Below are 12793 nucleotides of genomic sequence, written 5' to 3'. Positions count from 1 at the left end.
GAAAACTGAGACTGAAAACTGTACACTATTAAGGTGCTGGATTCGGAATTAATTCCTGAATTTTTTCAATTTCAGCTACAATTTCATCAGATAAAATAGTCTCAAAAGCAGCAATATTTTCTTGTAATTGTTCCATTGTAGTAGCGCCAATAATCGTTGAAGTCACAAATTGTTGACGATTTACAAAAGCAATTGCCATTTGCGTTAACGTTAATCCGTTTGCTTCGGCTAATTCTTTGTATAGTTTGGTTGCTTTGAAACAATTCTCATTGGTATAACGAACGAAATTTGGAAACAATTTCATACGTGAATTTTCGGGATAACCATTCAAATATTTTCCAGATAAAAATCCGAAACCTAATGGCGAATAGGCTAATAATCCAACATTTTCACGCATTCCAATTTCTGATAAACCAACTTCATACAAGCGATTTAGTAGAGAAAAAGGATTTTGTATCGTTGCAATTCTTGGCAAACCATGTTTTTCGCTTTCCATTAAAAAACGCATCACACCCCATGGATTTTCATTTGAAAGACCAATGTGCTTGATTTTTCCTTCCTTGATTAATCCGTCATAAATTGTTAGCACATCAAAAATATTGTCTTGCCATTTGGTATCAATTTCTTGAACACCGCGCTTTTGAAACATGTTCATCACACGTTCTGGCCAATGCATTTGGTATAAATCGATATAATCTGTTTGAAGATTTTTTAAACTCAATTCTACCGCTTCGTGAATGCTTTTCTTCGAAAAATCTAATGGCTGACGAATATATTCCATTCCTCTATTTGGACCTGCAATTTTTGTCGCTAAAACCAATTTATCACGTTCCGATGCACCGATTTTCTTAATCCAAGTTCCGATATGACGTTCTGTACTTCCAAAGATTTGAGCGTTGCCACCAATTGGGTACATTTCGGCAGTATCAATAAAATTGATTCCTTTCTCAATAGCGTAATCCAACTGACTGTGCGATTCACTTTCGGTATTTTGATTTCCAAAAGTCATGGTTCCTAAACAGATTTTGCTGACTTTTAGTTCGGTATTTGGTAGTGTTGTGTAGTTCATTGTTATATTTGAAAGTAGCAAAGATACAAAGTAGTAAAGTTTATTAAAAAGAAAAAAGTCCAAAGAAATTCTCTGAACTTTTAAACTTTTAAACCATAACCTTTTAAACTTTTTATAGTTCATTCAACATTTTAGAAATCTCATCTAACTTAGGTGTTAAGATGATTTCAATTCTTCTGTTTTTTGCTTTGCCTTCAGCCGTTTCGTTACTCATTAATGGTGCATATTCACCACGACCTGCTGCTGTTAAATTTTCTTTTTTCACTTTAGCATTAGTAGTTAAAATATTTACGATAGCTGTTGCGCGTTTTGTAGATAAATCCCAGTTGTTTTCAACGCCACCACCAATTGTTCCTGTGATTTTATCATTATCTGTATGACCTTCAATTAAAACAGAAATTTCTGGGTTATCACCTAAAACTTTACCTACTAAATCTACTGCTTTTTTACCTTCTGCACCAACGGTCCAACTTCCAGATTCGAAAAGTAATTTATTCTCCATTGAAACATATACTTTTCCATCTTTTTCTGTAACCGTTAATCCTTTTCCTTCAAATGCTTTTAATGATTTTGATAAAGTTTCTTTTAATTTTTTCATCGCAGCATCTTTGTCAGCCATCATTTTTTCTAATTCAGCTAAACGGGTAGAAGACGCTTCTAAATCTTTTTTCAATTTATTTAAACGATCTTGTTCTGCTGCTAAAGCTTTTTGTTTCGCTTCTAACTCCGCTAACAATTGTCTGTTTTTATTGATATTAGCTTCTAATGCATCGTTGCTGTCTTTTTCAAGTGCTGCGTAAGACGCTTTCAAATTATCCAAACTCTTTTTTGTAGCTGCGTAATCTGCTGCTAATTTATCACGCTCAGCTTTTGTTTTATCTAATTCTGATTGTAATTTATTCTTATCTAACTCTAATTGATTTTTATCTGTTTTTAACAAACCGTTTTCGTCAGATAGAGCGTTGTGTTCTTTTTTTAAATCAGCATACTTGTTTTCTAAATCTTGGTAGATTTTTTTTGAAACGCATGAAGTAGTTAGGCTTAAAACTACGCAGGCAAGGGCAATTTTTCTAATCATTACTTTTTATTTTTTGATTAATTGATTCTTATTTTATTTCTACTAAAACAGGGCAATGGTCTGAATGTTTTGCTTCAGGCAATATTAAAGCTCTTTGAATTTTATTTTTCAAAGGCTCAGTGGCTAAACAATAATCGATTCTCCAACCTTTATTATTATTTCGAGCATTAGCTCTGTAACTCCACCAACTGTAATTATGTGGTTCTTTGTTTAAATGGCGAAATGTATCTATAAATCCACTCTTCATAAAATTATCTAACCACGCACGTTCTTCTGGTAAAAATCCGGAAATTTTCGCATTTCTGATTGGGTCATGTATGTCAATAGCTTCATGACAAATATTATAATCACCACAAATCACCAAATTTGGAATTTCTTTCTTTAAATTATTAACATAATTCTGAAAGTCGTCCATATACATAAATTTATGTTCTAGTCTATCAATATTCGTACCAGAAGGTAAATATAAGCTCATAACAGAAAGTTCGTCAAAATCTAAACGTAAATTTCGTCCTTCAAAATCCATATGAGGAATTCCAGTTCCGAAAACTATATTTTTAGGTTCTATTTTGGACAGAACAGCAACGCCACTATATCCTTTTTTTTCTGCTGGAAAATAATATTGGTACGGATAACCTGCTGCTTCAATTTCAATTTTTGGAATTTGGTCTTCAGTTGCTTTTATTTCTTGTAAACAAATTACATCTGGATTGGCTTGTTGTAACCATTCTAAAAAACCTTTAGTAATGGCGGCTCTAATACCATTAACATTGTAGGAAATAATTTTCATGAATTTCTTAGCTTTTGACCAAATGTACTAAAAATGAATTTAAAAATAAAGCTAAAAAAACCAGATTTTATAAGTTGTTAATTTTCAGTTGAATAAAAAATATAACAAATTTGATGTTTTTATTATAAAATGAAATAGCACTCAATTCAACAGAATTGTTATCTTTGTTTCTTGCTCAAAAAACAATTAATAAATGGGTTTAGTTACTGCTAAAGAAGTTGCAAAAGCGATTAATGCTGATAAATACGGAGTTTTCGGAACTTTTTCTGGCTGGCTATTGATGAAAGTGCTACGAATTTCGAGTTTAAATAAGATTTATGACCGAAATAAGCATTTGAGCGAGTTAGAATTTTTGAATGCCATTTTAGACGAGTTTCAGATTAAATTTGAAATTCCGGAAGAAGATTTAAAACGTTTACCAAAAGATGGTGCTTATATAACTATTTCAAATCATCCTTTGGGGGGAATTGATGGTATTTTACTTTTGAAATTAATGCTTGAAAGAGAGCCTAATTTCAAAATCATTGCCAATTTCTTATTGCACAGAATTGCACCCATGAAACCTTATATCATGCCGGTTAATCCTTTTGAAAACCACAAAGACGCTAAATCAAGTGTGGTTGGAATTAAGGAAACACTTCGTCATTTGAGCGATGGAAAACCATTAGGAATGTTTCCTGCAGGGGAAGTTTCTACTTATAAAGACGGAAAATTAGTAGTAGATAAACCTTGGGAAGAAGGAGCAATTAAAGTAATTAGAAAAGCACAAGTTCCTGTTGTCCCAATATATTTTCATGCAAAAAACAGTAAGTTGTTTTACTTTTTGTCAAAAATAAATGACACATTAAGAACGGCTAAATTGCCAAGCGAATTACATACTCAAAAAGACAGGGTAATTAAAGTTAGAATTGGTAAACCAATTTCGGTGGCTGAACAAAACGAACACCAAGATATTGAAGCATATGGTGAATTTTTGCGTAGAAAAACATATATGCTTTCCAACGCATTTGAAGATGATGACAACAAACTAAACTTACCAAAGCTATCAGGAACGAAACCTCCAAAGCAAATTGCAAAACCTGCAAATCACGGTCAAATTTTAGAAGAAATTGCATTTCTTAAAGAAGGAGATTATCGATTGTTACAAAGTAAAAATTATGAAGTCTTTTTTGTTACGGCAGATAAAATCCCGAATATTTTACATGAAATTGGTCGTTTAAGAGAAATTACTTTTAGAGCAGTTGGTGAAGGAACTAATGAATCATTAGATTTAGACGCATACGATAAATATTATCATCATATGTTTTTATGGGATGATGAAACACAATCAATTGCAGGTGCCTATAGAATGGGATTAGGGGCGCAAATCTATCCAAAACATGGAATCGACGGATTTTATTTACATGAATTATTCCGTTTTGAGCCCGAATTGTATGATATGATGAGCAAATCTATCGAAATGGGTAGAGCTTTCATTATTAAAGAATATCAAATGAAACCTATGCCGTTGTTTTTACTTTGGAAAGGAATTGTTCATACTACATTGCGTTTTCCTGAACATAAATATTTGATAGGTGGCGTGAGTATTAGTAATCAATTTTCCGATTTTTCTAAATCGTTGATGATTGAATTTATGAAATCACATTATTACGATCCTTATATTGCACAATATGTTCACCCGAAAAAAGAATATAAAGTAAAATTAAAAGACGCTGATAAAGATTTTGTATTCAACGAAACTGAAGCCGATTTAAATAAGTTTGATAAAATTATTGATGAAGTAGAACCAGGAAATTTACGTTTACCGGTTTTAATTAAAAAATACATCAAACAAAACGCAAGAGTGGTTGCTTTTAATGTTGACCCATTATTTAATAATTCGGTTGACGGATTAATGTACATCAAAATTGCTGATTTACCAGAAAGCACTGTTAAACCCGTAATGGAAGAATTTCAAGCGGAATTGGAAAGAAAAGAAAAAGGCTAATTTATTTAAAACTAAACTATAATCAAATTAACTAACTAAATTTTTATTATGAAGTATTATTTAAGTGTTTTACAGAACTATGTAAATTTTGAAGGAAGAGCCAGAAGAAAAGAGTATTGGATGTTTTTTTTGTTTAATCTTATTTTTAGTTATTCATTAACTTTTTTAGATTTATTTGTTTTAAAAACAGGATTTATTAATTTGCTGTATTCTTTAGCTGTTTTATTACCTTCAATTGCAGTTGGAGTCAGAAGAATGCACGATGTAGGAAAAAGCGGTTGGTATATATTAATTCCAATTTATAATTTTATTTTGGCAGTAACAGATGGAGAACAAGGAGCAAATGAGTATGGTCCAGATCCAAAAAATCCAACAAATGAAATCAATGAGATTGGAACTCCTCAAGAATAATAAAAATAAAAAAGGCTTACAATTGTAAGCCTTTTTTCATTTCCAAATACTTTGCTGAACTATTTCATCCCAAGTATTTTCTTGTACAAAAAGAATCAACCTAATAATGTGGTATACAATTAAAAAAACAGCTAAATAATATGCTAATTTTCTATTGAAAAACCATTTTCTATAATAAACTTTCTTGGTTTTTAGTTCTACAGCAAAAAGCACTATAATAAATAAGCAAAACCCTACAACTAAAGGCCCAAAAAGATGATAGCTTAAGCTTTTGAATATATTTCCATCATAAAAATAAACTATTGATTTTGTAATACCACAAGATGGGCAAGGAAAACCCGTTGTTGCTTTTAACGGACAAAAAGATTGTTCGTTATCTAGTTTATGATTGGTGTTGTTTAACCATAAAATAAAAGGTATTACAAGTGTTGTTAAAGCACCTGCAATACCTAGAATTCTATTTAGTGTAAAGTTTTTTATTTGTACAATCTGTTAATATCGCCTTGAACAATCATTGCTGCTGCAAAAGGAAAAAATAAACCTAAAATAATTAATAAAGTAGATTGATCTTTGCTTAATTCTCCTGTCATTTTATAAACATTTGGTAAACCGTCTTTTCCTAAAACATAGTAAAAATAAAGATTTACAGGTAAACAACAGCCAGAAAATACAGCAATTGGAGTTGAAATTACTTCTCTGTTTGAAACTGCATTTATAACTTCGGCGATTTTAATGTTCCAATAAATTAAATACAATCCACAAGTAATAAAGCTTAATAATAATACCATAATTGGGTCAACTTTAAACACAGGAATATTGTTGTTTGGTTGATTCCAAGTTTCTTGTTGGTTAGTTACTTCCATTTGATTTTGAATTTTAGTTAGTTTTTACGAATGTAAGAAATTATTTTCTATAAGTCTAACTTGTGGGTTTTTGTTACATTTTATTTTGAATATAATGTTATTATTTTATCTACAATAGTTTGTGCTAGTTTTTCATGACTTTCAAAAGTCCAACCAGCAATATGAGGTGTTAATATAACATTTTCTGCATGTAATAGATATTCAAAAGCGGCAGGTTTTTCTCCTTCAAACAAAGTTTCAAAAGATAATTTTTCATATTCTAAAACATCTAAACCAGCACCAAGAATTTTACCTGATTGTAAAGCTGTTACTAAATCATCAGTTACAACCGAATTTCCTCGAGCAGTATTAATGAACCAAAATGGTTTTTTAAAATTTTTGATAAAATTTGAATTTATCATTTTATCAGTTTCAGGCGTCCAAGGTGTGTGTAAGCTTAAAACATCGGCTTTTTCTTGAAGCTCGGATAGTGAAACTTGAGTTGCATTTGCATCACCCATATTCGGTAAAATATCATGACATAAAACGGTTACATCAAATCCTCGTAATTTTTTTGCGAATGATTTTCCCATATTTCCATAACCTATAATTCCAATCGTTTTGCCTTCCAATTCATGTCCGCGATTGGCTTCGCGTTTCCATTGCCCCGATTTCACTTCATTAGTAGCCTTGTTTAGATTGTTAAATAGTGATAATAACATCCCAAGCGCGTGTTCTCCAACCGCATTCGCATTTCCTTCTGGAGCTGCTATTAAGTGGATTCCTTTTGTTGAAGCGTAATCACAATCAATACTTTCTAAACCAGCGCCAACGCGAGCGATGAATTGCAAATTTGTGGCTTTATCTAAAAATGTTTTATCAATTTTAAATCGGCTTCTAATGACAATGCCATGATAATTTTCAATTTTAGTTTCTACTTCTTGTTTACTAGAAGTAAAATCAGCTTCGTTAGAAAAACCGGCTTGTTCTAGTTGTTCCCATAGCAAAGGATGATTACTGTCTATATGAAGTATTTTAATGTTTGAAAAATTCATATTATTCAATTATTTAATAAAAATACAAGAAAATAGTTTTCAAAAAAAATGAGGCCGTTTGACCTCATTCTATTTTACATGTTTAACCAAGATTCTGGATTCAAAGTAGTTGTGTTTTGTAGAACCAAAAATTTAATAACTGCTTTACCTGAAGCATCGGTATGAATTTTACCAATATTTTGTTTGATGGTTACTTTTTGTCCTTTACTTACACTAACAGAAGACAAATTCAAATATACTGTGATAAAGTCTCCATGTTGGATATAAACAGCTTTATTATTTGCTGAAATCACTTGAACTTGTAATACTTCTCCACCAAAAACAGCTCTTGCAGACGAACCAGCTGTTGTTGAAATTTCTACGCCACTATTATGAATGGTTAAGTTTTTGTGAACAGGGTGTGGTTGATCGCCATACTTTTGTGAAATATTTCCATTTACAACAGGCCAAGGAAGCTTTCCTTTGTTTGCTTTAAAATTATCTGAATTCACTTTTCCTTCTGCTGATAGAACAAATTTTGATGCTTCTTTTGTTCCTGCTTTTGGAGCGGTAGTACCAGATTTTGCAGCATTTCTTTTGTTAGCCGCTGCAATTTCATCAGCAATTATTTTCTTAATTTGCTTATCAATTTGTTTTGCTTCTTTTTGTTTTTTATCAATTTCAGCTGCAATTTTCTTTTTATCTTTTTGAATTAGCTTAACTAAGCGTTCTTGCTCTTTCTTTTCTTTTTCTAATTCTTGTTTTTCTTTTTCTGTTTGTTCTAAAACCTTAACTTTTTCCTTTTTACTATTTTGTAAATTGATTTCTGCTTCTTTTAGTTTTTGTTGTTTAATTCTAATTTCTTCACCTTGCATTTTTCTGAAACCTGCATATTGTTTCATGTATTGTATGCGTTTATAGGCTTGAAGAAAATTTTCAGAAGAAAGAATAAACATAATTCTACTTTGCTCGTTACGACTTTTATATGACTTTACAATCATTTTTTCGTAATCTTCTTTTAACACTTTTAACTCTCGGTTTAATTTGTTCATTTCGAGTTGTGTTAAATAAATATCATCGCTTAATAAACGTGTTTGTTTAGCGGTAGTATTAAGTAATTTTTGTCTAAGACCAATTAAGTTTTTTTGTTGATCAATTTGTTTTAAAACTGATTTTTCTTTTTTCTTTTCAGATTCTAAACGAGATTTATTTTCGGAAATTTCTTTTAAAATTTGTGCTTTTTTCTCTTCTAATTTTTGCTGTTCAGAAGGCTGAGCAAAAGCTAGTGAAGTAATGAAAAAGAAAAGAAGTGTTTTTATAAATTGATTCATGCACTTTGGTTTTTTACAAAGGTAGTTTTTGTTTTACGAAAATAAAAAAAATTAATCTATTTCAATGGCCTTATAATCACTAGGAACTGAATAGGAATAACTCAAATTTTCATTAAATGTTGTGCTCTTGTATTCTATATCTATCGAAATATTATCTTTTTGAGTTGCCTTGATGTTGATTTCGTTTGGCAAAAACATTTTATCCACTTCATTGTGTGATGGATATTTTATTTCTAACATTCGGTTTTGGCTTGCTTGAGTAATAGTTTCTTTTTTTAATAGATAATTAGCGGCTTCAAAGTAAAAATCTTTAGTAATATCTGAATTAGCTGGTTTTGATAATTTGAATAATTTTTCATTTATTTCACTTATCCATTTATCTTTTGTTAAGTCGTCAATTGCTTTTCCTAAAAATAAGTTTTGCACTTTTTGAAAGTCTAAATCGGTTCCAATCCAATTGCTTAATATGGTAAAATCGCCTTCAAAGTAAGTATTGTTTATTTTTTCGTAATAGCTCACTTTTGTAGGTGTAATCAATGCTTTTGCCACAGGAAAACCAATCATTTTTATATTTATCCAAATAATTTCATCTTTCTTAATTCGAATATCGGCACTTAAAGAATGGGATTGCTTATCATCTTCATATTTAGCGTTAGCACGAATATTTAAAGTTTTGAAATTAAATTCATTAGCATAATGACCGTTGATAATTTTTGTAACTTCTGTATTGTCATCAGCAACAGCTGTTGCTACAGATTGTTTGGATTTACATCCTATTAAAAAGAGGACTAAAAAGGCCGTTATGATTGATTTCATTATTTGATTTGTTTTAATTTATTTGAATACAATTGCTTTTTGGCAGTGTCATTCAAATTTTCGCAACTAATTATCAATTGCTTATAAAAATTAGTTTCTAAGGTTTTGTTTTCTACTACAAAATCTAAGCCGTTTTCTAAAATTTCCTTTGCTTTTTTAAAGTTTTTCAATTGATTGTAACCCGAACCAGCATAAAAGTAATAGCTTGCTTGCGTAGGATATAATTCTGAAAAACCTTCAGCTTTTTTAACTAACAATTGAAAATCTTGTTTTTGAGTGAGCACTTCTAAATAATAGTCGATGCTTTCAATATCTTCAGCGTCTTTTTTAATCGCTTTTTCAAAATAATATGCCGTTTTGTCTAAGTCATTTTTTTTCCAAAAGAATTTGGCTACTTCTTTGGCAACATTAATTTGTTTGTCATTGTCAAAATATGGAATAGCATTATCAATAGCTGTAAAATATTCAGGATTTTTTACGGCAAAAATTAAAAATTCATTAAAAATCCGATGTTTGATTTTTAAATCAATTTTGTCGTTTCCTAACACTTTGAACATCGATTTTGAACCATTTGTTCCATCATTATTGTTCAAATGAAATTTTACTAAACTAACGTGTGCCCAATCTGAATTTGGAATTTCTTTTTCCAATTGTTTAGCCACTTCAAATGCTTTGTCTTCTTGGTTTAAGCTTGAATATAAAACGATTAAATCAATATAATTTTGTTCAACTTTTGGATTTTTTTTAATGGCTTCTTCTAAAGTTTCTTTTTGTGGTTTTGCAAAACCATTCGCTTCTTGAATTTTTAATTTATAATATTCCATTGTGCTTGTTAAGCGAGAAGTTGCTTCCATATTTTTAAGCAATTCCAACGCTTTGTCATGCTGATTGGTATTCATATAAAGAGACACTAAATCTTCTTTCATATTAGGATCAAACTCAATTAGCTTTTGAACAACAGGAATAGATTTTTGATAATCTTTGGTTTGATAATAAATGTCATATAAGCCATTCCAATACCAACGCTGTTTAGCGTCTACTTCTATTGCTTTTTTGAATGAAATTTCGGCATCAACATAGTTCTTTAAATCCAATTGATTTTTGCCTAATTCATATAAAAAGGCAGCATTTTTTGGTTCTTTTTCTAAACATTTTTGAATGGCCACAATAGCTTTATCATAATTTTCAATATTGCGTTGTTTTAAAGCTTCGTAGAAATCATCTTCAACTTTGTTGTCAACAAGAGCAATCTCATCCGGATTTTCTTGCGCATGAATAAAGTTACCCCAGCTGAAAAACAGGAATGCAAATAAAATTATATGTTTTCTTTTTATCATTTATTCTAAAACGGAATAATCTCCAATACTTATACTTGTAAAATTGCCATCAAAATTCACGTGATTTCCTATCATTGCATTGTCTAGATTAGCATTTTTAATATGTGCATGAGTTTGAATCAAGCTGTTTTTTATGGTAGAATCAATTACATGACATCCTTTTCCTAATGAAACATTTGGTCCAACCGTAGCATTAATCAACACCACATCTTCAGCAATAGAACAAGGTGGAATAATCGTTGCATTTTCTAATTTTACATCTGTTGAAACCAAATTTTCTCCATCGTTATGTAAAAATCCTAACATTCTAGTGTTGGTTTCAACAGTTACATTCTTGTTTCCACAATCCATCCATTCGTCTACTTTTCCTGGTACAAATTTCATGCCCTTTGCCATCATTTGTTTAATACCATCGTTAATTTGGTATTCACCACCGTGGATAATATTGTTATCTAAAACCGATTGCAATTCGTTTTTCAACACGGCAATATCTTTGAAATAGTAAATTCCGATAACCGCTAAATCCGATACGAATTCTTTAGGTTTCTCTACCAATTCAATGATTTCTCCATTTGCATTTAAGTTCACTACACCAAAAGCTTCTGGTTGGTCGACTTGTTTTACCCAAATAACGCTATCCGCAGTTGTATCTAAATCAAAATCGGCACGAATTAGTGTATCCGCATAAGCAATAACCGCTGGTCCACTTAAAGAATCCTTAGCACACATAATCGCGTGACCCGTTCCCAATGCTTCGTTTTGATAATAAATCGTTCCTCTTGCGCCTAATTTTTGAGCAATCGCAATTAAATCTTCTTCTACTTTTTTACCAAAACTTTCATGGATAATAAACGCCACTTCGTCTATTTTCTGATTTAAAACACTTGCAATATCTTCAACTAATCGGTGAACGATTGGTTTTCCAGCTACTGGAATTAAAGGTTTTGGAACTGTTAAAGTATGTGGGCGAAGGCGCGAACCACGACCTGCCATAGGTACTATTATTTTCATGTTAGGTTTTATTAAAACTTCAAAATTAGTTGTTCAATATTTTTTTAATTATCTTTTATCAAATCAATATAGTAATACTCTTGCAAAAGACTTTTTCTTACAATGTATTTATTTAATTCTTTATTTTCAATTGGTTTTTCCCAGTTATTATTCTGAGGAAAATAAATTGTTTTCCCATTAACTTCAATAAAATTTATTTTCCAATTTAAATTATCCGAATACTGTTTGACCTTAATATCAGTTTTAATAGAAATTCCAAAATCAATATTTCTCAAATAAAAATTACCTATAAACAGGTACATACATAAGCTTGTAATAATTATTAACAAAGGAAAATATACATATTTTATCTTTTTGAACTGATTAATTAGAATAAATAATAATGTTGAAAAAATTGAACTAATAAATAATATTATTCTCCAATACTCTAATTTTTCATTTGTAGGAGTTAAAATATGATTTCCTTTTAACATCCTAAAAATAACAAATATGATAAAGAGTATGAATGTTATTAAACTAATTTTTTTCAAGTTACTTTTTTATTATAAACGCAAAGTTCGCTATGATTATATTTTGATATTTTTTCTAAAAACTTTATACTGAAGACTTCGACTACACTCAGTCTGACAAACTGCTAACTGCGACTGAACACTTACTTCACCCCCGTACTACCAAAACCGCCTTCTCCTCTTGAAGTTTCTGATAATTCGGTTACTTCAATCCATTCTGCTCTTTCGTGTTTAGCGATGATTAATTGGGCGATGCGTTCTCCGTTTTCGATTACAAAATCTTCATTGGATAAATTTACTAAAATCACACCAATTTCTCCACGATAATCCGCATCCACTGTTCCGGGCGAATTTAACACCGTGATTCCTTTTTTGGCTGCCAAACCACTTCTTGGACGCACTTGCGCTTCGTAACCAATTGGTAATTCAATGAAAAGACCTGTTTTTACAATGGTTCTTTCTAATGATTTTAATGTGATAGGTTCTGTAATATTCGCACGTAAATCCATTCCTGCCGAAGCGATGGTTTCGTAATTTGGTAACTCGTGATTGGATTTATTGATGATTTTGATTTGCAT

14 protein-coding genes are annotated in these 12793 nt (G+C 30.7%); 2 read left to right on the top strand and 12 right to left on the bottom strand.

Annotation, left to right across the window (positions count from 1 at the left end):
• Positions 1-28: 28 nt before the first annotated feature.
• From G4L40_RS01400 to G4L40_RS01390, 3 genes are all read right to left on the bottom strand, one after another.
• Positions 29-1069 carry an aldo/keto reductase gene (locus G4L40_RS01400; RefSeq protein ID WP_166235277.1) on the bottom strand — a complete coding sequence of 347 codons (1041 nt, stop codon included), beginning with the start codon at positions 1067-1069 and terminating at the stop codon, positions 29-31.
• A gap of 112 nt (positions 1070-1181) precedes the next feature.
• Positions 1182-2147: an OmpA family protein gene (locus G4L40_RS01395; protein ID WP_166235275.1), complete on the bottom strand. Its 966-nt coding sequence runs from the start codon at positions 2145-2147 to the stop codon at positions 1182-1184.
• A 28-nt stretch (positions 2148-2175) separates the two neighbouring features.
• Positions 2176-2937 (bottom strand): exodeoxyribonuclease III, encoded by a 762-nt coding sequence (locus G4L40_RS01390; protein WP_166235273.1) that lies wholly within the window; start codon positions 2935-2937, stop codon positions 2176-2178.
• Between the two features lie 193 nt (positions 2938-3130).
• Here G4L40_RS01390 and G4L40_RS01385 point away from each other — a divergent pair, with 193 nt between their 5' ends.
• Both G4L40_RS01385 and G4L40_RS01380 read left to right on the top strand, forming a co-directional pair.
• A complete protein-coding gene (locus G4L40_RS01385) occupies positions 3131-4924 on the top strand; it encodes a GNAT family N-acyltransferase (RefSeq protein WP_166235272.1) in 1794 nt (597 codons plus the stop codon).
• A gap of 48 nt (positions 4925-4972) precedes the next feature.
• Positions 4973-5335 (top strand): DUF805 domain-containing protein, encoded by a 363-nt coding sequence (locus G4L40_RS01380; RefSeq protein WP_166235270.1) that lies wholly within the window; start codon positions 4973-4975, stop codon positions 5333-5335.
• A 36-nt stretch (positions 5336-5371) separates the two neighbouring features.
• Here the strand turns inward: G4L40_RS01380 and G4L40_RS12990 are convergent, their stop codons facing one another.
• The 9 genes from G4L40_RS12990 to dut form a co-directional block, all read right to left on the bottom strand.
• Positions 5372-5638 carry a hypothetical protein gene (locus G4L40_RS12990; protein WP_394367760.1) on the bottom strand — a complete coding sequence of 89 codons (267 nt, stop codon included), beginning with the start codon at positions 5636-5638 and terminating at the stop codon, positions 5372-5374.
• A 173-nt stretch (positions 5639-5811) separates the two neighbouring features.
• Positions 5812-6198: a DUF4234 domain-containing protein gene (locus tag G4L40_RS01370; RefSeq protein WP_166235268.1), complete on the bottom strand. Its 387-nt coding sequence runs from the start codon at positions 6196-6198 to the stop codon at positions 5812-5814.
• 80 nt (positions 6199-6278) lie between these two features.
• The gene (locus G4L40_RS01365; RefSeq protein WP_166235266.1) at positions 6279-7232 is read right to left on the bottom strand and encodes a 2-hydroxyacid dehydrogenase; all 954 of its coding nucleotides are present in this window, start codon (positions 7230-7232) and stop codon (positions 6279-6281) included.
• Between the two features lie 74 nt (positions 7233-7306).
• The gene (locus G4L40_RS01360; protein ID WP_166235264.1) at positions 7307-8542 is read right to left on the bottom strand and encodes a murein hydrolase activator EnvC family protein; all 1236 of its coding nucleotides are present in this window, start codon (positions 8540-8542) and stop codon (positions 7307-7309) included.
• Between the two features lie 51 nt (positions 8543-8593).
• The gene (locus tag G4L40_RS01355; protein ID WP_166235262.1) at positions 8594-9358 is read right to left on the bottom strand and encodes a DUF4292 domain-containing protein; all 765 of its coding nucleotides are present in this window, start codon (positions 9356-9358) and stop codon (positions 8594-8596) included.
• Positions 9358-10695, bottom strand: coding sequence for a tetratricopeptide repeat protein (locus tag G4L40_RS01350; RefSeq protein WP_235922560.1), 1338 nt, complete (start codon positions 10693-10695; stop codon positions 9358-9360). The genes G4L40_RS01355 and G4L40_RS01350 overlap by 1 nt, the downstream gene beginning before the upstream one ends.
• Complete coding sequence (locus G4L40_RS01345) at positions 10696-11706, bottom strand: sugar phosphate nucleotidyltransferase (protein ID WP_166235260.1); 1011 nt, start codon at positions 11704-11706, stop codon at positions 10696-10698. It lies immediately after the preceding gene.
• A gap of 44 nt (positions 11707-11750) precedes the next feature.
• Complete coding sequence (locus tag G4L40_RS01340; RefSeq protein WP_166235258.1) at positions 11751-12236, bottom strand: hypothetical protein; 486 nt, start codon at positions 12234-12236, stop codon at positions 11751-11753.
• Between the two features lie 122 nt (positions 12237-12358).
• Positions 12359-12793, bottom strand: a complete 435-nt coding sequence (gene dut / locus G4L40_RS01335) for a dUTP diphosphatase (protein WP_166235256.1) — start codon at positions 12791-12793, stop codon at positions 12359-12361.

Origin of the sequence: Flavobacterium celericrescens, from assembly GCF_011392075.1 — a bacterium.
GTDB classification, from domain to species: domain Bacteria; phylum Bacteroidota; class Bacteroidia; order Flavobacteriales; family Flavobacteriaceae; genus Flavobacterium; species Flavobacterium celericrescens.
The sequence above is the reverse complement of the archived record's forward strand: the minus strand, read 5'-3'. Positions and strand labels throughout refer to the sequence as shown.